General features: G+C 73.1%; 22 protein-coding genes. 14 read left to right on the top strand and 8 right to left on the bottom strand.

Annotated elements, in window-relative coordinates; genetic code table 11:
* Nucleotides 1-2: 2 nt before the first annotated feature.
* Genes CP983_RS10105 through CP983_RS10095 form a run of 3 tightly spaced genes read left to right on the top strand, consistent with a single transcriptional unit; the run spans nucleotide 3 to nucleotide 3,336 of the window.
* On the top strand, nucleotides 3-956 hold the full coding sequence (locus CP983_RS10105) for an ABC transporter permease (protein WP_150506520.1): 954 nt from the start codon (nucleotides 3-5) through the stop codon (nucleotides 954-956).
* Complete coding sequence (locus tag CP983_RS10100) at nucleotides 953-1,741, top strand: ABC transporter permease (protein ID WP_150499361.1); 789 nt, start codon at nucleotides 953-955, stop codon at nucleotides 1,739-1,741. The genes CP983_RS10105 and CP983_RS10100 overlap by 4 nt, the downstream gene beginning before the upstream one ends.
* A gap of 20 nt (nucleotides 1,742-1,761) precedes the next feature.
* Nucleotides 1,762-3,336: an ABC transporter ATP-binding protein gene (locus CP983_RS10095; RefSeq protein WP_229914684.1), complete on the top strand. Its 1,575-nt coding sequence runs from the start codon at nucleotides 1,762-1,764 to the stop codon at nucleotides 3,334-3,336.
* An 86-nt stretch (nucleotides 3,337-3,422) separates the two neighbouring features.
* Here CP983_RS10095 and CP983_RS10090 read toward each other — a convergent pair whose 3' ends face one another.
* Together CP983_RS10090 and CP983_RS10085 are read right to left on the bottom strand one after the other, a co-directional pair.
* Nucleotides 3,423-4,130, bottom strand: coding sequence for a DUF2470 domain-containing protein (locus CP983_RS10090; protein WP_150499360.1), 708 nt, complete (start codon nucleotides 4,128-4,130; stop codon nucleotides 3,423-3,425).
* A gap of 64 nt (nucleotides 4,131-4,194) precedes the next feature.
* On the bottom strand, nucleotides 4,195-5,565 hold the full coding sequence (locus tag CP983_RS10085; protein ID WP_229914683.1) for a hypothetical protein: 1,371 nt from the start codon (nucleotides 5,563-5,565) through the stop codon (nucleotides 4,195-4,197).
* Nucleotides 5,566-5,679: 114 nt separating this feature from the next.
* Between CP983_RS10085 and CP983_RS10080 the strand changes: the two genes are divergently transcribed.
* From CP983_RS10080 to CP983_RS10065, 4 genes are all read left to right on the top strand, one after another.
* Entirely contained in the window at nucleotides 5,680-6,906 is a 1,227-nt protein-coding gene (locus CP983_RS10080; RefSeq protein WP_167537678.1) for a molybdopterin-dependent oxidoreductase, read from the top strand.
* A complete protein-coding gene (locus CP983_RS10075; RefSeq protein ID WP_150499358.1) occupies nucleotides 6,906-7,364 on the top strand; it encodes a hypothetical protein in 459 nt (152 codons plus the stop codon). Before CP983_RS10080 ends, CP983_RS10075 begins: the two co-directional genes overlap by 1 nt.
* A gap of 162 nt (nucleotides 7,365-7,526) precedes the next feature.
* A complete protein-coding gene (locus CP983_RS10070) occupies nucleotides 7,527-8,360 on the top strand; it encodes a hypothetical protein (RefSeq protein WP_150499357.1) in 834 nt (277 codons plus the stop codon).
* 5 nt (nucleotides 8,361-8,365) lie between these two features.
* Nucleotides 8,366-8,881 carry a YcxB family protein gene (locus CP983_RS10065; protein ID WP_150499356.1) on the top strand — a complete coding sequence of 172 codons (516 nt, stop codon included), beginning with the start codon at nucleotides 8,366-8,368 and terminating at the stop codon, nucleotides 8,879-8,881.
* A 70-nt stretch (nucleotides 8,882-8,951) separates the two neighbouring features.
* Here CP983_RS10065 and CP983_RS10060 read toward each other — a convergent pair whose 3' ends face one another.
* From CP983_RS10060 to CP983_RS10050, 3 genes are read right to left on the bottom strand one after another with little or no spacing between them, the layout of a single operon-like run.
* Complete coding sequence (locus CP983_RS10060; protein ID WP_229914682.1) at nucleotides 8,952-9,692, bottom strand: FAD:protein FMN transferase; 741 nt, start codon at nucleotides 9,690-9,692, stop codon at nucleotides 8,952-8,954.
* A 1-nt stretch (nucleotide 9,693) separates the two neighbouring features.
* Entirely contained in the window at nucleotides 9,694-10,125 is a 432-nt protein-coding gene (locus CP983_RS10055; protein ID WP_150499355.1) for an FMN-binding protein, read from the bottom strand.
* Between the two features lie 18 nt (nucleotides 10,126-10,143).
* Entirely contained in the window at nucleotides 10,144-11,481 is a 1,338-nt protein-coding gene (locus tag CP983_RS10050; protein ID WP_150499354.1) for a ferredoxin reductase family protein, read from the bottom strand.
* A gap of 152 nt (nucleotides 11,482-11,633) precedes the next feature.
* On the opposite strand from CP983_RS10050, the gene CP983_RS10045 reads away from it, so the two are divergent.
* Genes CP983_RS10045 through CP983_RS10035 form a run of 3 tightly spaced genes read left to right on the top strand, consistent with a single transcriptional unit; the run spans nucleotide 11,634 to nucleotide 14,838 of the window.
* Nucleotides 11,634-12,332, top strand: coding sequence for a response regulator transcription factor (locus tag CP983_RS10045; RefSeq protein ID WP_107908353.1), 699 nt, complete (start codon nucleotides 11,634-11,636; stop codon nucleotides 12,330-12,332).
* Complete coding sequence (locus CP983_RS10040; protein WP_125528908.1) at nucleotides 12,329-13,783, top strand: sensor histidine kinase; 1,455 nt, start codon at nucleotides 12,329-12,331, stop codon at nucleotides 13,781-13,783. The genes CP983_RS10045 and CP983_RS10040 overlap by 4 nt, the downstream gene beginning before the upstream one ends.
* 53 nt (nucleotides 13,784-13,836) lie before the next feature.
* Entirely contained in the window at nucleotides 13,837-14,838 is a 1,002-nt protein-coding gene (locus tag CP983_RS10035; RefSeq protein WP_150499353.1) for an NAD-dependent epimerase/dehydratase family protein, read from the top strand.
* A 28-nt stretch (nucleotides 14,839-14,866) separates the two neighbouring features.
* On the opposite strand, the gene CP983_RS10030 is transcribed toward CP983_RS10035, so the two are convergent.
* On the bottom strand, nucleotides 14,867-15,979 hold the full coding sequence (locus CP983_RS10030) for a sensor histidine kinase (protein WP_107907698.1): 1,113 nt from the start codon (nucleotides 15,977-15,979) through the stop codon (nucleotides 14,867-14,869).
* Nucleotides 15,980-15,981: 2 nt separating this feature from the next.
* Nucleotides 15,982-16,767, bottom strand: coding sequence for a response regulator transcription factor (locus CP983_RS10025; RefSeq protein WP_229914681.1), 786 nt, complete (start codon nucleotides 16,765-16,767; stop codon nucleotides 15,982-15,984).
* A 104-nt stretch (nucleotides 16,768-16,871) separates the two neighbouring features.
* Here CP983_RS10025 and CP983_RS10020 point away from each other — a divergent pair, with 104 nt between their 5' ends.
* The 4 genes from CP983_RS10020 to CP983_RS10005 all read left to right on the top strand — a co-directional run bounded on the left by CP983_RS10020 (nucleotide 16,872) and on the right by CP983_RS10005 (nucleotide 20,574).
* Nucleotides 16,872-17,726 carry a glycosyltransferase family 2 protein gene (locus CP983_RS10020; RefSeq protein WP_229914680.1) on the top strand — a complete coding sequence of 285 codons (855 nt, stop codon included), beginning with the start codon at nucleotides 16,872-16,874 and terminating at the stop codon, nucleotides 17,724-17,726.
* Nucleotides 17,723-18,334, top strand: a complete 612-nt coding sequence (locus tag CP983_RS10015; RefSeq protein WP_150499352.1) for a TIGR04282 family arsenosugar biosynthesis glycosyltransferase — start codon at nucleotides 17,723-17,725, stop codon at nucleotides 18,332-18,334. Before CP983_RS10020 ends, CP983_RS10015 begins: the two co-directional genes overlap by 4 nt.
* Nucleotides 18,335-18,414: 80 nt before the next feature.
* Nucleotides 18,415-19,311 (top strand): methyltransferase domain-containing protein, encoded by an 897-nt coding sequence (locus CP983_RS10010; protein WP_229914679.1) that lies wholly within the window; start codon nucleotides 18,415-18,417, stop codon nucleotides 19,309-19,311.
* Between the two features lie 510 nt (nucleotides 19,312-19,821).
* Nucleotides 19,822-20,574 (top strand): zeta toxin family protein, encoded by a 753-nt coding sequence (locus CP983_RS10005; protein ID WP_150499351.1) that lies wholly within the window; start codon nucleotides 19,822-19,824, stop codon nucleotides 20,572-20,574.
* Here the strand turns inward: CP983_RS10005 and CP983_RS10000 are convergent.
* Complete coding sequence (locus CP983_RS10000; protein ID WP_150499350.1) at nucleotides 20,514-20,963, bottom strand: hypothetical protein; 450 nt, start codon at nucleotides 20,961-20,963, stop codon at nucleotides 20,514-20,516. The genes CP983_RS10005 and CP983_RS10000 overlap by 61 nt on opposite strands.
* Nucleotides 20,964-21,090: the final 127 nt, after the last annotated feature.

Here is a 21,090-nt window from a genome sequence, read left to right as displayed (position 1 = left end):
GGTTGGACGGCGGCACATCCTTCGTCACCCGGCGCGTTGTACTCGGCGCAGCCCAGACCGTGGCCGTCGTACTCCTGGTCTTCGTCCTCACCGAGGCGCTGCCGGGCGACGCGGCGGTCGCCCTCGCCGGTGACCAGCCGGACCCGGCCCGCGTCGCGGCGATCCGCGAGGCGATGGACCTGGACCGGCCCGCGTACGAACGCCTCACGGACTGGGCGACGGGCCTGCTGCACGGCGACTTCGGCACCTCACTGACCTCGGGGCGCCCGGTCACCCGGTACATCGCCGACGGCTTCGGACCGACCCTCACCCTCGCCGCCCTCACCCTGGCCCTGCTGGTCCCGCTGGGCTTCGGCCTCGGCGTGCTCGCCGCCCGCCACGAGGGCGGCCTCGTGGACCGGCTGGTCAGCTCGGTGACGCTGGCCGTGTACGCCGTACCCGAGTTCGCCCTCGGAGTGCTCCTGGTGACGGTCCTCGCCCTGAAGCTCGCCTGGCTGCCGCCGACGGCCGTCGGCCACGGCACCGACCTGCTCGCCCATCCGGCGGTGCTGGTGCTGCCCGTCCTGGTCCTGCTGTCCCGTCCGGTGTGCTCCCTGTCCCGCCTGGTGCGGGCCGGCATGGTCGACGCCCTCGCCTCCCCGTACGTCGCCCACGCCCGCCGCTGCGGTGTCCCCGGCGCCCGAGTCCGCTACGCCCACGCCCTGCCGAACGCGCTCGCCCCGGCCGTCCAGCAACTCGCCCGTACCGTCGACTGGTTGCTGTGCGGGGTGATCGTCGTGGAGGCCCTCTTCGTGATCCCGGGCCTCGGGACCGTCCTGCTCAACGCCGTCGCCGAACGCGACGTACCGGTGGTGCAGGGGCTGGCCGTTGTCTTCGGCGTCCTGACGGTGCTGCTCAACCTCGGTGCCGACCTCGTGGCCCATCGGCTCACGCCCCGGGCGGGGGTGGCCGCGTGACGCACCGCCGTTTCGCGCTCGGCCTCGGCGTGGTCGCCGTCCCGCTCCTGCTCGCCCTCCTCGGACCGTTCCTCGCGGGCGACCCGGGGCCGCGCGCCACGTCCTTCGTCCTCGGCGACGGCCACCTGCTCGGGACCGACTTCGTGGGCCGCGACGTCCTGCGGCAGACCCTGCTGGGCGGCCGTACCGTCGTGGTCACCGCCCTCGCCGCGACCGCGATCGCCCATCTCGTCGCCGTCCCGGTCGCGCTGGCCGGCGCGCTCACCCGGTCGCGGTGGCTGGAGGACCTGCTGATGCGGCCGCTGGACGTGCTGCTCGCCGTGCCGTCGCTGCTGCTGATCCTGCTCGTGGCCGCCGTGTTCGCACCGGGTGCGGTGGGGCTCGCGCTGCTCGTGGCGCTGGTCAACGTGCCCGACGCGGCCCGGATCGTACGGGCCGCGGCCGGGGAGGTCGCCGCCCGCCCCGCCGTCGAGGCGCTGCGCATGCAGGGCGAGAGCCGGTGGCGGATCGCCGTCGGGTACGTCGGCCGTTCGACGCTGCGCACCCTCGCCGCCGACGCCGGGATCCGGCTGACCGGTGTGCTGTACCTGGTGTCGACGGCCGCGTTCCTCGGGGTGGGCGTCGCGCCGGACGCCGCCGACTGGGCGGTGATGGTCGACCGCAACCGCACGGGGCTGCTGGTGCAACCGTGGGCCGTGGTGGTGCCCGCGCTGCTGATCGTGGCGCTGACGATGGGCACGAACCTGCTCTTCGACGCGGCTCTTGAGAAGAGGGGACGCCGGTGACGAGGGGAGATGGAACGCCGGTGACGGCAGATGACCTGACACCGGTGAGCCGGGCCACGGAGATCGCGGTCGCCGAGATCCGCGACCTGCGTGTCGAGATCGACGGCCGGGCGATCGTCGACGGCGTGCATGTGAAGGTCCTGCCGGGCAAGGTGACCGCCCTGGTCGGCGCATCCGGCAGCGGCAAGACCACCACCGGGCTCGCCCTGCTCGGCGAGTACCCGTCCGGCGCCCGCGTCACGGGCGAGGTACGGCGGCCCGGCGACGGCCCGGTGGGCTACGTCCCGCAGCACCCCGCCGCCGTCCTCAACCCGGCCCGCCGGGTCGGCGCCCTGCTCGACGACATCGCCCGGCCCCAGGTCCGCCACCTGCCGCGGGCGCAGCGCCGTGAGGCGGCCCGCGCGCTGGTCCTGCGCGCACTGTCGGATGCCCAACTCCCCGACCCCGAAGCCCTGTTGCGTCGCCATCCGCACCAGCTGTCCGGCGGCCAGCAGCAGCGCGTGGTCCTCGCCCAGGCCCTGCTGCTCGGCGCCCGGGTGATCGTCGCGGACGAACCCACCACCGGTCAGGACGCGTTGACCAAGAACCGGATCGTCGAACAGCTGGCGGCGGTCGCTGCACGCGGCATCGCCGTCGTCCTGCTCAGCCACGACCTCGACGTGGTCCGCGCACTCGCCGACGAGGTCCTCGTGCTGCGCGCGGGCCGGGTCGTCGAGTCGGGACCGGCGGAGCGGCTGTGGGAGGCCCCCCGGCACGAGTGGACCCGTCGCCTGCTCGACGCGCGGCACGGAATCCCGCCGGACGGCGCGGGCGACGGGGGCAGCCGACCGAGCCTGGAGGTACGGGACTTGACCGCCGTGCACGATCGCCGGACCGTCGTGCTGCGTGCCCCGCGCCTCGTCCTGCACCCCGGTGAGTGCCTCGCCGTGGTCGGCCGCTCCGGCAGCGGCAAGACCACGCTCGCCCGCTGCCTCGCGGGCCTGCACCGCGAGCACTCGGGCGAGATCCTGCTCGACGGCACACCGCTCCCGCGCAGCCTGCGCCACCGGAGCCGTGCTCAACTGGCCGCCGTGCAGTACGTGTTCCAGGACGCCCGCGCCGCCTTCGACGAGCACCGGCCGGTGCTGGAACAGGTGGCCCGCACGGCGGTACGGCTGCGCGGAGCGGGCGAACGGGCGGCCACGGACGAGGCATCGGCCACCCTGAACCGCCTCGGCCTGTCGCCGGACCTGGCCCGGCGTCGCCCCGGCGAGCTCTCCGGCGGCGAACTCCAGCGCGCCGCCCTGGCCCGCGCCCTGCTCGCCCGCCCCCGCGTGCTGATCTGCGACGAGGTCACCTCCGGCCTGGACACGGTCACCCGACGCGGCATCCTCGACGTCCTCGCGGGGCTGGTCCGCGACGGTGAGGGCTTGTCCCTCGTCCTCGTCACGCACGACCTGGACACGGCACGCCTCGCCCACCGCATCGCCGTACTGGACGAGGGGGAGGTCGTCGAACAGGGCCCGGCGCAACGCGTCCTGACGGCGCCGCGGCACCCGTTCTCGGTCTCCCTCATGGAGACGACTTCGCACCTCGCGACCGGCGGCCGCAGCTGAGAGCCGGCCTCCGGGCTCGTTCGCAGGAGGAGACGGGAGCCTCTGCGAGCGGCCCGGAGGCCGGCGACCTTGGGTGCGCCCGACGCCTATGACCTGGTCGGCAGGCGTCGGCGGCGCGGGCGGGCGGTGGCCCGGGCGAGCAGGATGTGGATCTGCCGGACCGCGTCACCCGGGTGGGTGGCCGCGGTGGCGAAGGGCAGGCGGGTGTCGTGGTGGGAGTCCGGCGTCTGGGAGCGGAGCACCAGGCCGTGCCGGTCGAGCCGCAACGGCCGTACCTCGTACGCGCCCAGCTGCCGCTTCGCCGGGAGCAGCCGGGAGAGCGGGGCCACGGTGTCGGCGTGCGCCGCGTCCAGCCGGGCCAGCATCTCGGCCTCGTGGGTGGCCAGCGGGTCGGGCGAGGAGTGGGCCAGTTCGTCGAGGCCGATGACCGCCGTGCGGCCGTCCTCGGTGAGCACGGCACGGGCCGGGTGGAACACCAGCGCCTTCGGGCCGAGGACGGTCAGCCGGCCGCCCAGCGTGAGGCGGGCGCGCACCCGTTCGCGTACGGCGACGGGGGCGACGTCGGTGAACTCCACCAGGGCGGTCAGATCGCCGTGCGGTGCCATGGCGAGCTCGGCCGCGAGGTGACCGTCCGGCGGGTTGTTCAGGAGCAGCCGTGCGGCCGTGTCGACGGTGTGCAGGCCGATCAGCTCGACGCGATGGCCGTGCGTGGTGACGGTCAGCGAGTCGGCCGCCGCCAGCACCGAGCGGGCACGCTCGGCGGGCGTCGGCTCAGGGCAGGAGGCAGCAGACATGGGAACCTTTCGAACGCTCCAGCTCGACTTAGGTAAGCCTAACCTTATCCATTCCCGTTCGTGTTCACCAACCCGTCAGCAACAGGTGATTGACGAGCAGCGCGAGCACGGCCTGTGCCGCGAGCCAGACGCGCGGTCTCGGGAGGAACGCGCACGCGGTCAGCAGCCACAGTGCGAACGGCAGCCAGATGCGCTCCGTCTCCGCCTTGCTCATCCCTGACAGATCCGCGACCAGCATCGCGACCAGGGCCCCGAGCACCAGAACGCCGAGCCGGAACGCGGCCGTTCGGTCCCGGCGCAGCAGCACGGCCCCGGTCCGCCGCAGCCCCGCCACCGTCGCCAGGCCCACCACCAGCACCTGGCAGGCGAGGTTGGCCCACACCCAGTAGGCCTGCGGCCGGGTGCCGCCGGCGCCCTGGTCGTAGCGGGTGAGCAGCAGGTCGTACGCCTCCCACCAGTAGAAGCCCATCGCCGTGAACACGACCGGTACGACGACGAAGCCCGCCAGCGCGAAGGGGAGGGGCCGGGCGCGCCGGGAGCCCAGCACGAGGACGGCGGCGGCGATCACGGCGTACAGCGTCAGGCCGTACGACAGAAAGACGGTGAGGCCGAACAGGAGCCCCGAGGCGAGGCCGGTCCGGCGTGGTCGGTGTCCCGTCACCGCGAGCGCGAGCAGCGCCACCGCCCAGGCCGCGACCGCCGCGAAGTAGCCGTCGGCGGAGGTGCCGATCCACACGGCGGCCGGTGCCAGGGCCAGGAACGGCGCGGCGCGGCGGGCGAGTTTCTCGTCGGCGAGGGTGCGGACGGTGACGAGGACGCCCAGCGCGGCGGTCGCCCCTACGGTGATGCACCAGACCCCGGCCCACGCGCCGCCGCCGAGGCCGATCCGGTCCAGGTAGACGAAGGTGAGCGTGGCCGCAGGGGGATGTCCGGCGATGTGCGCGGGCCAGTGCTCCGGCGAGGCGCCGACCACGATGTGCGAGGTGAAGTCCCGCAGCGTCGCGGGAATGTCCTGGAAGCGGTCGATGACCTGGAGGTACTCGTACCGCGTGGTCAGCCGGCGGGCGATGCCGCGCTGCCAGCCGTCGACGAGCGCGAGCGAGAAGGTCCAGGCCGTGCCCGCTGCCCAGACCGCGAGCAGCAGTCGCCGCCACGGCAGCCGGGCGGCCAGGGCCGGGCCGTACGCCACGACGGCGACCGCGACGGCGATCGCGGCCGGCGTGCCCGGACCCAGGTGTGGTGCCCAATAGGCCAGCAGCGGTGGCCAGTTGACGAAGAGGGTGCCGTCCCGGTGCTCGATCACGGTGCCGACGACGGCTGCCGTCGCGAAGAGCAGGACGGCCGCCGCGGCGGCGTACAGATCGCGACGGAGGTCCCGGCGAGCGGTGGTGCGGGTGGTGTCGGCGGGGGCCTCGGGCAGAAGATCGCTGGTCACGTCTCCGACGTTAGGACGCGCGGGGTCCGCCGGACGCGTGACGGGCGGGGACGTCAGAGATTCGTCATGGTTCACGACGGCGTTTCCCGCCCCTGCCCGGCCTACGGTCGGCGCATGGCTCGGTCTCCCTTCTCACCCTCCTTCTGGCGCAGCCCGCTGCGCGGCCCCTGGCTCACCTCGGTGCTCGGCGTCGTCCTGCTCGGCGGGATCACGGTGCTGTTCGTGACGGGCCTCGTGTCCTACGCCGCATACAACCCCGACCTGTCGCCGGTGAACGACAAGACCCCGGACAAGGGCGTCCTCGGCTTCTACCTGTTCTCCTGGCCGACCGACCCGCACTGGCTGTACCGGCTCAACCAGGGCGTCCACGTCACCCTCGGCATCACGCTGATCCCCGTGCTGCTGGCCAAACTGTGGTCGGTCGTGCCGAGGCTGTTCACGCTGCCGCCGGCGCGGTCGCTCGCGCACGCGCTGGAGCGGCTCTCGCTGCTGCTCCTGGTCGGCGGCGCGCTGTTCGAGTTCGTGACCGGGGTGCTCAACGTCCAGCTGGACTACATCTTCCCCGGCTCCTTCTACACACTGCACTTCTACGGGGCGTGGGTCTTCATCGCCGCGTTCGTCGCCCACGCGGTCCTGAAGACGCCGATGGCCCTGCGTAATCTGCGTCAACTCCGCGAAGAACAGAGCGACTTGATCGCGTCGAGCCCCGCCGAGCCGACGGTCTCCCGGCGCGGCGCCCTCTGGTTCGTCGGCGGCGGCTCACTGCTCCTGTTCGGCACGACGGTCGGCCAGAACTTCGACGGCCCCCTGCGCCGCACCGCCCTCCTCGCCCCGCACGGCGGCGCCGAGCCGGGGAGCGGGCCGGGCGGCTTCCAGATCAACAAGACGGCCGCGTACGCCGGGATCCGCGACGCCGACACCAGCGAGGATGCGTGGCGGCTGGTGGTAGTCGGCGCGAACGGCCACACGGTTCGCCTCACCCGCGCCGACCTCCTCGCCATGCCGCAGTACAGCGCGGCCCTGCCGATCGCGTGCGTGGAGGGCTGGTCGACGTCCGACCAGTGGTGGCGCGGGGTACGGCTGCGGGACCTGGCGGCGCTGGTCGGCCACGACGAGGACCCGCCCGACGTGCTCGTGGAGTCCCTCCAGCAGCGCGGCGCCTTCCGCCGGGCCGCCCTGCGCGCCAACCAGGTCGCCGACCCCCGCTCCCTGCTCGCCCTCGCCGTCAACGGCGAGGACCTCACCCCCGACCACGGCTACCCGGCACGGATCATCGTGCCCGCCGCACCCGGCGTGCTGAACACCAAGTGGGTGGCACGGCTGACCTTCGGAGACCTGTGATGCGACGCCCCGAGCTGCCCGTCCCGATCGGCAACCCACTCCAGATCCTCCTCCTCGCCTGCTCGTTCGTTCTCGCCGGATACGCGGGAGTGCGGCTGCTGGACGGAGCCTGGTTCGAGATCGCGCTCTGGTTCGTGGGCGCGGCGATCGTCCACGACCTCGTCCTCGTGCCGCTGTACGGGGCGGCGGACCAGACCCTGCTACGCACCTTCGAGGCGACCGGCCGCCGCACCTGGATCCCCTACGTGCGAGTCCCCGCCGCCTTCTCCCTCCTGCTCCTCCTGGTCTGGTTCCCCCTGATCACCGGTCGCGTGACGCACCGCTACACCGGCGCGACGGGCCGGCCCCCGGCCGACTTCGCGGCCCGCTGGCTACTGCTCACAGCCGCCCTCTTCGGAGCTTCTGCGGTGGTGTTCGCCATCGGCCGGTGGCGGTCCGGGGGCGCACGGAGGGAGTGAGCCGCCGACATTCCCGTGGCCTGTGACGCTCCTGACGTGGAATTCGCTTGATCCATCGGGAGCCGATGCGGGTCTCCCGGTTGATCGAGCGAGCGGGTGGGGAATCACATGGGCCCAGTTGACGGGCGAGGTACGGGTGCCGGTGTCGGGAGGGCTGTCGCCGTGGTGGCGGTGCTGCTGGCCGCCGCTCTGACCGGCTGTGCGGGCGCGGCGGACGAGGGGAAGCCCGTCGCGTCCGCGCAGCCCGGTGCCCGGAGCCCGCAGGCCGCTCCCGTCGAGGCCGAGCCCCGTACCGTCGCGGAGTTCCTCGCCCGGGCCGAGGAGGCGATGGCCGGGCAGAAGGGCTGGACGTTCGCGGTGAAGGGGCGTGAGGGGCTGGTGCTGAGCGGGCGGGCGAGCTCCGCGACCTACAGCGCCACCGTGCGCCGGACCACGGGCGAGGCGTGGGCTCTGCACTCCACCGGCGCCACCGTCAGCAAGGGCGTCAGCAAGTCCGAGGAGATCTACGTGGCCGACGGGACGGTCTACGTCAGGAAAGGCGCGGCCGGCTGGGAGCACGGGCCCGTCACCGACCCGGAGTTCGCGGACAAGGTCGAGGACCCGATCGCCGCGCTCGGCGCGTTCCGGGAGTACGGCGACGAGGTCACCCTCGCCCAGCCGGACGGCCGGGTCGAGCTGCGCGCCCGTGCGGCGAGCGGTCCGCTGACCGGAGTTCGGGACAGGGCGGTCGTACAGAAGGCGCTGCGTGAACTCGCCCCGACCCTGCGGCAGTTGCGCGCGGCCGGGGTCACCACCCCCGAGAGCGCGATCGCCGTCGGGGACGTGGAGGAGCTGCTCGTCATAAACCCCTCGACCTACCGGGTCACGGCGCATACCTTCAAGTGCACCTTCCTGATCCCGTACGACGGGCAACGCATCCGCTACGAGCAGGATGTGACCGAGCGGACGTCGGGGACGTACGACGAGGTCGTCGCGGTGCCGGAAGGACTGGGGTGAGGGGCGTGGAGTTGCAGCAGGACGGAACACAGGAGACGGTCGAGCTGGTCTACCGGCCGACGCGTGCCGACATCCTCGCGGGCGTTCTGGTGCGTGAGCGCCGACGGCACCTGCATCTGGTGCGGTGGGGTTTCACGGGGCTGTTCGCGGTCGCCGCCGCGCTGGTGGTGGCCGCGCAGGGAAGCTCCTCGCCGTCATGGGTGACCGCGGTCCTCTGCGCCGCCCTGATCTGGTCGATCCCGCATCTCCAGGCCCACCACGTGGTGCGCACCGTCTCCTGGCAGGGCGAGTACCGCACGTCCGTGAACGAGACGGGCATCGCCACCGACACCGTGCACACGACGCTCCTCCAGCGCTGGTCCGTCTTCCGCGGTTTCCGCGAGACCCGCGACCACGTGGTGCTGCTCAGCCGGGACCCGAACATCCTGCTCGTGGAGGTGCTGCCCAAGCGGGGGCTGCACGCTCCGGAGGAGGCGGAGCGGCTGGTGGCCGTCCTGAGCCGCCATCTGCCCCGCGTCTGACCCGACCGGATACGGCTGAGGGGCCGCCGGCCCGGCAGCCACTCAGCCGATCACGCGGCCCCTGGGCCCCTCACGCCGCTCGCGCCTCCGTGCCGGCCACCGGAAAGCCCTCCGTCCGCTGGACCCGCCGCTCCGCGTCCACCGCGAACACCTCGCAACCCGCCCGGGACGCCGCCCAGTCGATTCCCTCCGCGCCCATCGCGAACGCCGCCGTCGCCACCGTGTCCGCGACGGTCAGGGAGGACGCCACGACGCTCAGCGAGAGCAGCCCGGTCGCCGGACGCCCCGTGCGGCCGTCGATGATGTGGTCGCCGCGCTCGTAGCGCGCGGACGTCGCGATCGCCCCGTCCGTCAACTCGGCCACCGTGCACACCTTGTCGGCCTGCTCGGGATGCCGTACCCCCACCCGCCAGGGCCCGCCGCCCGCGACCACGTCACCACCGGCGTTCAGCACGAACCGCCGCGCACCGGCCGCCCGCAGCGACTCGGCCGCCCGCTGCACGGACCAGCCCTTCACCACCGCGCACGGATCGAGCCCGCGCCCCGGCAGCCGTACGTCGAAGGCGCCGCCGGTGGCGGCCCGGTACTCCTCGCACAGCCCCAGCACCTCGCCGAGGTCCGCGCTGACGTCCCGGCGCGCGATCCCGCCCCGGTCGAGCCGGCACACCTCGCTGTCCGCCTTGAACGGGCTGAACCGGGCGTCGACCTCGCGCAGCCACGCGAACACGGCGTCGGCGGCCTCCGGGCCCACGTGCGCGTCGTCGACCCGCAGCGAGACCGGGAACCCCATCACCTGCTCGACGCGGTGCACGTCACGCGCCCTTCGCGTCGATGGCGGCCTGGAGGGACTCCCTGTAGCCGTCGCTGGTGATCGTCGCGCCGGAGACGGTATCGACGTCCGCGCTCTGGGCCTCCAGGGTCTCGGCGACGAGCTGCGGGACCGCTGCCGTGGTCTGGGGGTGGTTCGGCTGCTGGAGCATCTTCACGGCCGTGATCCTGTCGCCGGCGAAGGTCACCTGGACCTGCACCGGACCCTTGTCGGTGTTCACGGTCGAGCCCTTGACCACGGTGCCGGCGGCCGAACCGGAATCCGACGACCCGGACTCGGCGGCGCCGGACTCCGCCGACGGGGTCGAGGCCGGGGAGGCCGCCTCCGTGGTGGGCGTGCCGAGGGACGGCTCGTAGCGCCAGACCGGGATCAGGCCCGCCACGCTCAGGACCAGGACAGGTATCGCTCGCTTCACTTTGTCTTCCCGTCCTGCTCAGCCGGCCAGGCTGAAGCGCTCGAAATGGACCTGCTCCTTGGGCACGCCCGCCTCGCGCAGGCTGCCGATCACCGCGTTCATCATCGGTGGCGGCCCGCACAGGAAGACGTCCCGGTCGGTGATGTCCGGGACCAGCCGTGTCAGCTCGGCCGGGGCCAGCTTGTCCGGCGTGACCGGGCCGGTCACCAGGTGCAGCTCGGCGCCCTTGGCGTGGGCGAGCTCGGCCAGTTCGCCGTACAGGACCGCGTCCTGGTCCGAGGCGACCCGGTAGATCACCACCGCGTGGCCGTGCAGCTCCTCCAGCAGGGCCCGGATCGGGGTGACACCGACGCCGCCCGCGATGAGCACGGCCTCCGGCCGGGTCCGGTGCAGCGCGGTGAAGGCGCCGTAGGGGCCCTCGGCGAAGACGCGGGTGCCGGGCTCGAGATGCCGCAGGGCCGCCGAGCCGTCGCCGGCCGCCTTCGCGGTCAGCCGCAGCCGGCTGCCGTCGGGCGCGGCAGAGAGGGAGAACGGGTTGGCCTGCCACCAGCGGTCCTTCGTCAGGAACCGCCACAGGAAGAACTGGCCGGCCCGCGCGGGCAGCCGGTCCAGGTCACGGCCGGTGATGTAGATCGAGACGACGTTGTGGGACTCGGGGACGACGGCCTCGACCCGGAACTGGTGACGCCAGTTCCGCCACAGGGGCAGGACCAGGCGGCCGGTGAACACCGAGGCGAGGGCGACGCCCCACACGCCGTACCAGTACGCCGTGGCGGCGGACGACGACGTGAAGGACGTACCGACCGCGACCTGGTGCGTGAACGCCAGGACCACCGCGACGTAGGTGTAGAGATGGATGAAGTGCCAGGTCTCGTACGCCAGCCGGCGCCGCGCGAACCGGGCCGACACCGCGCCGATCACGATGATGATGCCCAGCGCGACGACGGCGCGCAGCACGCCCTCGACGGTCTCCGCGAGGTCGATGAGCTGGTTCACCGGGTCCAGCGAGGACGACTCGGCGTAGCCGAAGGTGATGAACACGGCGTGCGCGAGGAGGGCCCACAGGACGCTGAAGCCGGTCCAGCGGTGCCAGGACGTCAGCCGGTCCATGCCGATACGGCGGTCCAGCCACGGCAGGCGGGCCACCAGCAGCAGCTGGAAGGCCATGAGCAGCGCACCGAGAAGGCCGGCGAGGCGGCCGGTCACGATGAGCGCGTTGGAGGCGAAACCGGCGGCGAAGAAGAAGTAGAGCACCACGGCCACGTTCGCGGCCAGCACGGCGTACAGACCCGTGCGGGCGACGACCCTGGGGCGTATCGCCGTGGGGGGCGCAGGGGGCGATTGGACGGTCGTCACGTGCGACAGCTCCTTGATCTCGTCTGTGGATACCGAGCTTGTCCGGCCGGAGCTGTCGAAAAGCTGTCGTACCTCTATCAGCTGATTATCGATGTGGCCGCGGTCCCGCACCCGGCCCCGAGGACCGGTGCCGGGTGCCGCACTATGAACGGGTGGAGAAAGTACGTCTTCTGGTCGTTGACGACGACCCGCCCATCGCCGACCTCGTCGCGACGGTCGCCCGCTACGAGGGCTGGGAGGCGGCCACCGCGAACTCCGGCGAGGAGGCGCTGCGGCTGGCCGCCGAGTTCCACCCGGACATCGTGGTGCTTGACCTGATGCTGCCCGACGTCGACGGGTTCGGCGTCCTGGACCGGCTGCGCGCGGCCGGGACTATGGTGCCCGTGGTGTTCCTCACCGCCCGGGACGGCGTCGCCGACCGGGTGGCCGGACTGACCCGCGGCGGGGACGACTACCTGGTCAAACCGTTCGCGGTGGAGGAGCTGATGGCCCGGCTGCGCACCGTGCTGCGGCGCAGCGCGGGTCCCGGTTTCCAGCGTTCCGTCCTTCGGGTGGCCGACCTGTCGATGGACGAGGACACCCGCGAGGTCCGCCGCGGCGAGAGGCTGCTCACGCTCACGCCGACCGAGTACGAGGTGCTGCGCTATCTGATGCGCAAGTCGCCGACCGTGCTCACCAAGGCGCAGATCCTCGACCATGTGTGGGAGTACGGTTTCGGCGGCCGCTCGAACGTCGTCGAGCTGGTCGTCAGCAGGCTGCGCCGCAAGCTCGACGAGCCCGACGACGGCACCGCACCGCTGATCCACACCGTGCGCGGCTTCGGGTACGTCATCCGGCAGGCGGCCGAGTGAGCGGGCGGCTGCGGCGGGCGTATCGCGGGATGCGGCTCGGGACCCGGCTGGCGCTGGGTCTCGGCGTGCTGTCGCTGGTGGTGTTCGCGGTCGTCGGCACGGCTCTGACGACGTACATGCGCGACTACCTGTCGGCGCAGCTCGACACCCAGCTCGCGCAGGGCCAGGTCGCCCAGTCCAAGTCCATCGCCGACTACGGCACGCTCTCCGGCAAGAAGTACTACAGCTGGTACTACGCCGTGTACGACGTGTCGGACGGCGAGCCCGTGCTGCGCAGACCGGAGGACCCGGCGGACGTCCCGGCGGACGTCGACGACTTCACCTCCCTGGCCCGCGCGCAGACCGTCGCGAGCACCGAGGTCCTGCGCACCGAGCATCTGCGGGGCAAGGGCGAGTACCGGCTGCGCGCCTGCGAGGTCGAGCCCGGTGTGGTGCTGGTCAGCGCGGCGCCCATGGAGGACATCGAGGACACCGTCGGCCAGCTGATCACCATCCAGGCCGTCACCTTCGGCCTCGCCCTGCTGGCGCTCGTGGTGCTCGGCCGGGGCATGCTGCGCCGGGGCCTGCAGCCGCTGAGCGACATGGCGCACACCGCCCGCGGCATCACCTCGCACGACCTCACCGACTCGGGGCGGCTCTCGGTGCGGCACGACGGGCGCGGCGGCGGGCCCGAGGTGGAGGAGCTGCGCACCGCGTTCAACACGATGCTGGAGCACATCGACGACTCGCTCGTGGTCCGCGCGGAGGCCGAGCAGCGCCTGCGCCGCTTCGTGGCGGACGCCTCGCACGAGCTGCGCACCCCGCTGATGTCGGTGCGCGGCTACGCCGACCTGTTCCAGTACGCGGCGGCCAACGCCCCCGAGGAACGCGACCGGCACCTGGCGCGGCTGCGCGCGGAGGCCGCCCGGATGGGCTTCCTCCTCGACGACCTGCTGCTGCTCGCCCGCCTCGACGCCGCGGAGGTCGAGACGCCGCTGCGGCCGCAGGAGGCCGACCTGGTGGACCTCGTCGAGCAGGCGGCGGACGCCTTCCGCGTCACCCACGCCGGCCACCCGCTGACCGTGGCCCCCGGCCCCGGCAGCCTCGCGCTGCGCCTGGACCCGCAGCGCATCCGCCAGGTCCTGGACAACCTGCTCACCAACGCGGCGATGCACACCCCGGCCGGCACCGGGGTGTCCGTGGCGGTGTCGCTGATCGGCGACGCCGCACAGGTCCGGATAGCCGACGCCGGACCCGGCATCCCGCCCGCCGACCGGCAGCGGGTCTTCGACCGCTTCTACCGCGTCGACAAGGCCCGCAGCCGCGACCGCGGCGGCAGCGGCCTGGGCCTCGCGGTCGCCGAGTCACTGGTCCGGGCGCACGGCGGCCGTATCGACCTGACGAGCGAGCCCGGGGCGACGGTGTTCACGGTGACGATCCCGCTGACCGTCGGAGCCCTTACGAAGTCATGACGTGACGGGCGCGCGGGAGCCGTCGGCGCCGGTTCCGGCCCTAGCGTGACGGCATGCGCGTACTTGTCACCGGCGGTGCCGGGTTCATCGGGTCCCATGTCGTCGAGGCGCTCGCGGCCCGCGGGCACGAGCCCGTCGTGTACGACGTCCGTACCGACCCCGCGTCGGACGTGCGGGACACCGACGCCGTCCGCCGCGCCCTGACCGGCGTCGACGCCGTCTGCCACCAGGCCGCGATGGTCGGCCTCGGCACCGGATTCGCCGACGCCGTGGAGTACGTCTCCCGCAACGACCTCGGCACGGCCGCCCTGCTCACCGCCATGGCCGACACGGGCGTACGGCGGCTGGTGCTGGCCGGGTCGATGGTCGTGTACGGGGAGGGCCGCTACGAGTGCGAGCGGCACGGCGTCGTACGCCCCGGCCCGCGTGCCGTCGCCGACCTGGAGGCGGGCCGCTTCGAGCCGCCGTGCCCGGCGTGCGGCGCCGCGCTCTCGCCCGGACTGGTCGGCGAGGACGCCCCGGCCGACCCGCGCAACGTGTACGCGACGACCAAGCTCGCCCAGGAACACCTGGCGGCCGCGTGGGCGCGCGCGACGGACGGCACGGCGGTGTCGCTGCGCTACCACAACGTCTACGGTCCCGGCATGCCCCGCGACACCCCCTACGCCGGGGTCGCCTCCTTCTTCCGCTCGGCCCTCGCACGCGGCGAGGCACCACGCGTCTTCGAGGACGGCCGCCAGCGACGCGACTTCGTCCATGTACGGGACGTCGCCGCCGCCAACGTCTGTGCGCTGGAGGCGAGTTCCGTGGACGGTGCCCTCACGGCGTACAACACCGGCAGCGGCGACCCGCACACCGTCGGCGAGATGGCCCACGCGCTCGCGGCGGCGTACGGCGGTCCCGAACCGGTCGTGACGGGGGAGTACCGACTCGGCGACGTACGGCACATCACCGCGGACTCGGCGCGCCTGCGGGCCGAGTCGGGGTGGAAGGCGGAGGTGGGCTTCGAGGAAGGAATGCGGGAGTTCGCCGAAGCGGGGATGCGCACGGCGTAGCCTGCCGGACCGGTGGTACTGCCCGCGTTCAGGAAGCGGCGGCGGGCAGTACCACCTCGAAACGGCAGCCCCCGGGGACGTTGCGTACCGTGGCCCGCCCCTGGTGGGCCTCCACGATGCCCCGCACGATGGCCAGGCCGAGCCCGGCGCCCGCCGGGGGCGTACGGGCGTGCGTGCCGCGCCAGCCGGTGTCGAAGACGCGCGGCAGGTCCTCCTCGGGGATGCCGCCGCAGCCGTCCGTCACGGACAGCACGACACCGTCCGGGGAGCGTTCGGCGGTGACGGCGACCGTGCCGTCGGCCGGGGTGCGCCGGATGGCGTTGACCAGCAGATTCCCGATGACACGGCTCATCTCCCGGCCGTCCACCTCCACCGGCACCCCCTCGACCTGCCCGCCGACCAGCGTGACGCCGTGCTCGCGGGCCAGCGCGTCCGCTCCCGAGAGGGCGTCGCCGACCAGGTCGTACAGGGACATCCGGGCGAGCGAGAGGGTCAGGGTCCCGGCGTGTATCCGGGAGAGCTCGAACAGGTCGCCGACCATGCCGTTGAGGCGCTCGACCTCCATACGGATCTGCTTGAGGTAGCGGTCGGGGTCCGCGGCCACCCCGTCCTCCAGGGCCTCTGCCATCGCGCGCATGCCGGCCAGCGGGGTGCGCAGATCGTGCGAGATCCAGGCGACCAGCTCGCGCCGGGAGGTCTCCAGGGCGCGTTCCCGCTCACGGGACTCGGCGAGTCTCGCGCTGGTCGCCTCCAGTTCCCGGCTCACCGCGGCGAGTTCGGCGGTGGCGGGGCCGTCGGGGGAGGTGAAGTCGCCGCCGTCGCCGAAGGAGCGGGCGGCGAGCGCGAGGGCGTGGCTGCGGGCAGCGACCCAGCGGCCGAGCAGCAGGGCGGTGGCCAGGGAGACCACGGCCGCCATGGCGACGACGGTCGTGACGACGCTCAGGTCGTGCCCGGACAGGAACATCGCCTGGGCCACCGCGAGGGTGCCCGCGAGCATCGCGGTGACGCCGACGCCCGCGACCACGGTCAGATGCGCGATGAGCGAGCGGCGCCGGATCAGCAGCAGCACGCACGCGCCGAGCACGCCGGCCGCGGCGGCGCCGAGGAAGGCGAAGAGGGCGATCAGGAGGGCGTCGCGCATGGTCAGGCCACCTCGTCGGGTGCGGTACTGGGAGGGGTACCGGTGGTGCCGCTCGCGTCGAAGCGGTAGCCCACGCCCCACACGGTCTGGATGAGCCGCGGCGCGGCCGGGTCGTCCTCGACCTTGCCGCGCAGCCGCCGTACGTGGACCGTGACGGTCGACAGGTCGCCGAAGTCCCAGCCCCACACCTCCCGCATCAGGTCCTCCCGGCCGTAGACCCGGCCTGGGTGCCGCAGGAAGAACGCGAGGAGGTCGAACTCGCGGGTGGTGAGGGCGAGTTCGGTGCCGTCCTTGGCGGCGCGGCGGGCCGCCGGGTCCACCGAGAGTCCGGCCGCGCGGAGCGTGTCCGACGTCTGGACGGGGCTCGTGCGGCGCAGTACCGACTGGACGCGCAGCACGAGTTCGCGGGGGCTGAAGGGCTTGGTGACGTAGTCGTCGGCGCCGACCTCCAGGCCGAGGATGCGGTCGTCCTCGTCGCCGCGCGCGGTGAGCATGATGACCGGCACGGGGCCGCGGGCACGGATCCGGCGGCACACCTCCAGGCCGTCCATGCCGGGCAGCATCAGGTCCAGGACGACGAGGTCCGGCCAGTGCGCGGCGGCCCGGGCGAGGGCGTCGGGCCCGTCGCCGGCGCGGTCCACGACGTAGCCTGCGCGGTCGAGGTACCCGGTGACGATCTCGGCGACGGTGGGATCGTCGTCGACGACCAGGACACGGGCGCCTGCCCCGGTCCCCTCCACTGCCCCTTTCCTTGCCCCGGCCTGCGAGTACGGCTGTTGCTGCTCCATGCCGCCAAGCCTCGCACCGCGCGCGCGTGAATGCGGCTGGCGGTGCCCGACGTCCTTGTTTCGTAAGGACCCGTAGCCCGATTTGCCCGTTTCGTGCTCGTAGGGTGAAAGCCGTGACGATCCCATCCGCAGGACCGAACCCGCCCCGCGCCGCGTCCGTCGACGTCGTGCTCCCCTGTCTCGACGAGGCCGAGGCGCTGCCCTGGGTCCTGGAGCGCATCCCGCCCGGGTGGAGGGCGCTGGTCGTGGACAACGGCTCCACGGACGGCTCGGCCGAGGTCGCGAGGGCGCTCGGGGCGACGGTGGTCCGGGAGGAGCGGCGCGGGTTCGGCGCCGCCTGCCATGCAGGGCTGACCGCCGCCACGGCCGACATCGTCTGCTTCTGCGACTGCGACGCCACGCTCGACCCGGGCGACCTGGTGCCCTTCGTACGGCGGATCGTGGCGGGCGAGTCCGACCTGGTCCTCGGCCGACGCCGCCCCGAGTCCCGCGGTGCCTGGCCGTTGCGGGCCCGGGCCGGGAACCTCGCCGTCACCCGCCTCCTCCACCGCCGCACCGGCCTGCGCCTGCACGACCTGGGCCCGCTGCGTGCCGCCCGCCGGGAGTCCCTTCTCGCCCTCGCCCTGACGGACCGGCGCAGCGGCTACCCGCTCCAGATGGTCGTCCGCGCCGCCGACGCGGGCTGGCGCATCGCCGAACACGACGTCCCGTACCACCCACGCACCGGCACCTCGAAGGTGACCGGCACCTGGCGGGGGACCTGGCAGGCGGTACGGGACATGAGCAGGGTGCTGGCGGAGGGCGGGAGTGCGGGGGCGTCGCGTACGCGGGCGCCCTCGGGAGGGGGTGCGGGGGTGTCGCTTACGGGGGCGGTGGCGCCCGAGGCCGCTGACCGTCCTGGTCTCCTCGATGCCGGCGCCGGGGCCGACACCCCCGAACGGAAGGGAACCCGCTCGTGACCACGCTCCTCGTCATCGCCAAGGAGCCCCGGCCGGGCCGGGTGAAGACCAGGCTGACGCCGCCCTTCACCCCCGAGGAGGCCGCCGCGCTCGCCGAGGCGTCCCTCGCGGACACGCTGGACGCCGTCGCTAACGCGCCCGCGCGGCGCCGGGTGCTGGTGCTGGAGGGGACGCCGGGTCCCTGGCTGCCGGACGGCTTCGAGGTCGTACCGCAGTGCCGGGGCGGCCTCGACGAACGGCTGGCCGCCGCCTTCGCGGGCTGCGACGGCCCGGCGCTGCTCATCGGCATGGACACCCCGCAGGTGACGCCGGAACTGCTGACGGTGGACTGGTCCGACTGCGACGCGTACTTCGGCGCGGCCGACGACGGCGGCTTCTGGGCACTCGGACTCGCCGAACCCGACCCGTCCCGCCTGCGCGGCGTCCCGATGTCGACCCCGCACACGGGCGCCGCCCAGCGCGCCCGCCTCGGGGACCTCCGGGTACGCGACCTGCCGCGACTGCGGGACGTCGACACGGCGTACGACGCCGACCTGGTCGCCAGAACGGCCCCGACCGGCCGCTTCGCCGCAGCACTTGCCCGCCTCGCCCCGGCCTCCCACCGATGACGCCCCTGCGCCGCCTGACGGCGACATGGATATCCCGCCAGCCGACCCGCCGCACGGTCCCGGGGACTTTCACTGAGCCGGTGGTGCCCGGTCCTCCCGCCACCCGCGCGGGGACTGTCACCGAGCCGGTGGTGCCCGGTCCTGCCGCCACCCGCGCAGGGAGCGTCACCGAGCCCGTCGCCCCCGGACAGGTCGTCGCCGGCGCGAGTACCGTCACCGAACCCCCGGTCCCCGCCCCGGCCGCCACCAGCACGGGCACCACCACCGACACCGGCCCACGACAGCCCCTCCCCGTACCACCCCCGCCCGCCGACGGCGCATGGTCCGCTGACCCCTACTCCCTCGCCCTCGGCAGCGGGCGCGGCCCCCTCTTCCTGCGTCGTACCGACGGCTGGCTCTTGCCGTTGGACGTGGAGCGGTGGTGTGCGGAGGCCGACGCGGCCGATCTGGAGGTGCTGCGGCGCTGTGAGGGTGCGGTGCTCGACGTCGGATGCGGACCCGGGCGGCTGGTCGCGGCGCTGAGCGGGCAGGGCCGGCGCGTGCTCGGCATCGACGTCAGCGAGGCCGCCGTGGCGCGCACGCTGCGGCTCGGCGCACCGGCATTGCGGCGCTCCGTCTTCGACCCCCTGCCCGGCGAGGGCCGCTGGGGCACCGCCCTGCTCATCGACGGCAACATCGGCATCGGCGGCGATCCCGCGGCCCTGCTCGCCCGGACCGGCCGACTCCTCACCCCCGGCGGCCTGTTGATCGCCGAGACCGTGCCGGACATCGACCTCGACGAACGAGTCCGGGTCCATGTCACCGACGCCCGCGGAGCGACCGGCACCGCCTTCCCGTGGGCCCGCCTCGGCACGCCCGCCCTGCTGCGGTACGCGGAGCGCGCCGGCTGGCACACCGTCGCCCGGTGGACGGCGGGGGGCCGTTCCTTCGCCGCCCTGCGCAGCGGCCCGCCGGCCCCGGCGCCGTCGAGCCGGTAAACGCCGCAAGAGGGCTTCCGATAAAGGGAGTTGAGCAGGCCGCAGCAGGGCGGCGCCGGCCTTCTGAAACCCGCCCGATTCAGTATTGGCGCAAATTTGCAGTAACGTATTTGCGCTGGCGATGTGTCAGATGGGGCTGCTGGTACACCTGCTGTACGCATGGTGGACGGTCTTTCACCGTCGTGTGCGAGAGCGATACCGCTCGGAATGCTGTATGGCCGTTGCGGTAGGGACGGGGTGGGAGCGAAGATGATTCCTGATGCTGCCGAGGTTGCGGCGATCCGTGGGAATCACGCCCCGCGGATTTCCGATGCCCCACCGCCGCTTCCGTGCTGATGAGGCTTCACAGAGCGAGGACCCCCCTTGTACATCGTTCGTCGGGTTGGTTCCTCTCCGCGTGAGCGGAGATGTCCGTGCGGTACCTGTTCGGGCTTTTACGTCGAACTGTCGCGTGCTGACCTGGAGTCGATTTTCGAGGACCGTATCCGGCCCGACTACGAGCACGCGATCGTGCCGCAGGCGAACCCCGTCGTCGTGCACGTCATGGCGCAGCCCGGCGCCGGCAAGTCCGAGAACCGGCATCTGGTGCGGGGGCGCGAGAAGGCGACGCGTATCTGCGGGGACGAATTCAAGGTCGAGCACCCCGCCTATCTGATGCTCCTGGCGGCGAACCCCCGCACCGCGGGAGAGCGGATCCGCCCCGTGTACAAGGCGTGGCAGCGACGCGTGGAGGGCATGGTCCGCCGTCAGGGCGGGGACCTCGTCGTCGAGATCAGCCCCGGGCCGCCCCAGGAGTTCCTCGACGACGTCAGCGCCTTTCGCGGCGAGGGCTACCGCGTCGAACTCGTCGTCCTCGCGGTCCGTGAGGCGGACAGCTGGCAGGGCATCGGCCTGCGGTACGCGCAGGCGTACCGGGAGAACAGTCCCTCCGCCCGGTTCACCTCCGCGACCGGACACCACGCCTGCTTCCGCGCGCTCGCCCGGGTCGTCGAGGCGGTGGAGGCCCAGTCGGCGGTCGACTCCCTGAAGGTGGTGCGCCGGGACGGCACCGTCCTGCACCACAGCGAGCGCGACACCGCAGGCCTGCTCCCGCCCGGCGCGGTCGAAGCCCTGCGCAAGGAGTGGTGGCGTGGCTATACGAACGCGGAGGCCGCGGCCTTTCGCGCCAATCAGAAGCGGCTGTACCGCGACCTGCCGATGTATCAGAAGGAATGGGAGCGCATCGAGGAACTCGCCGGACCGTTGATGCCGTCGGTCAACTGAGAGGCGCCCCACTCCGCCGGGCATTCCTCCAGCAGGCGCCGTAACTTCCGGCCGTAAACCAGTGACATGCGCGCGACTTCGGAAGCCTCGGCATCGGCGAGGTATTTCCGGTCGGTGACACACGCGCGGCGTTCGGAGATGAGGCTGTCCAGGCGTTCACGGTCCGGTGACGGTGAACGTTCCTCGAGATAAATGGCCCTGTTGTACCAGGCGATGGCCAGGCGTACGCATTCCAGCGCCGCGGCATACCCGGCCGCCTCGGTGCGGGGGGATTCCGGCGGTGGCGCGGGCGGGCGCTGCGGGATTTCCGGCTCGGGCACGACGGGCACCTCGACGGCTTCAGCGGCCTGGCCTTTGTCGGGCGTAAGAATTCCCAGGGCCCTGGTCAACCACACCTATTTCTCTCCGTGTCCTATGGGGCGAGAGCGGAGCGCGGAGAGGCGTGTGTCCTTCCCCCGTTCCGTGGCCCACAGCTTAGGACCCTTGCCTCGTCAGTGACACTCGTACGTCGTGACG

It is taken from the genome of Streptomyces chartreusis (assembly GCF_008704715.1).
Lineage (GTDB): Bacteria > Actinomycetota > Actinomycetes > Streptomycetales > Streptomycetaceae > Streptomyces > Streptomyces chartreusis.
The sequence above is the reverse complement of the archived record's forward strand: the minus strand, read 5'-3'. Positions and strand labels throughout refer to the sequence as shown.

Bases quoted from the DNA above. Each gene is read 5' to 3' on its own strand.
- CP983_RS10035 (WP_150499353.1), top strand. From the start codon at position 13,837: ATGCGCGTACTTGTCACCGGCGGTGCCGGGTTCATCGGGTCCCATGTC.
- CP983_RS10030 (WP_107907698.1), bottom strand. From the start codon at position 15,979: ATGCGCGACGCCCTCCTGATCGCCCTCTTCGCCTTCCTCGGCGCCGCC.
- CP983_RS10025 (WP_229914681.1), bottom strand. From the start codon at position 16,767: ATGGAGCAGCAACAGCCGTACTCGCAGGCCGGGGCAAGGAAAGGGGCA.
- CP983_RS10090 (WP_150499360.1), bottom strand. From the start codon at position 4,130: ATGTCTGCTGCCTCCTGCCCTGAGCCGACGCCCGCCGAGCGTGCCCGC.
- CP983_RS10075 (WP_150499358.1), top strand. From the start codon at position 6,906: ATGCGACGCCCCGAGCTGCCCGTCCCGATCGGCAACCCACTCCAGATC.
- CP983_RS10080 (WP_167537678.1), top strand. From the start codon at position 5,680: ATGGCTCGGTCTCCCTTCTCACCCTCCTTCTGGCGCAGCCCGCTGCGC.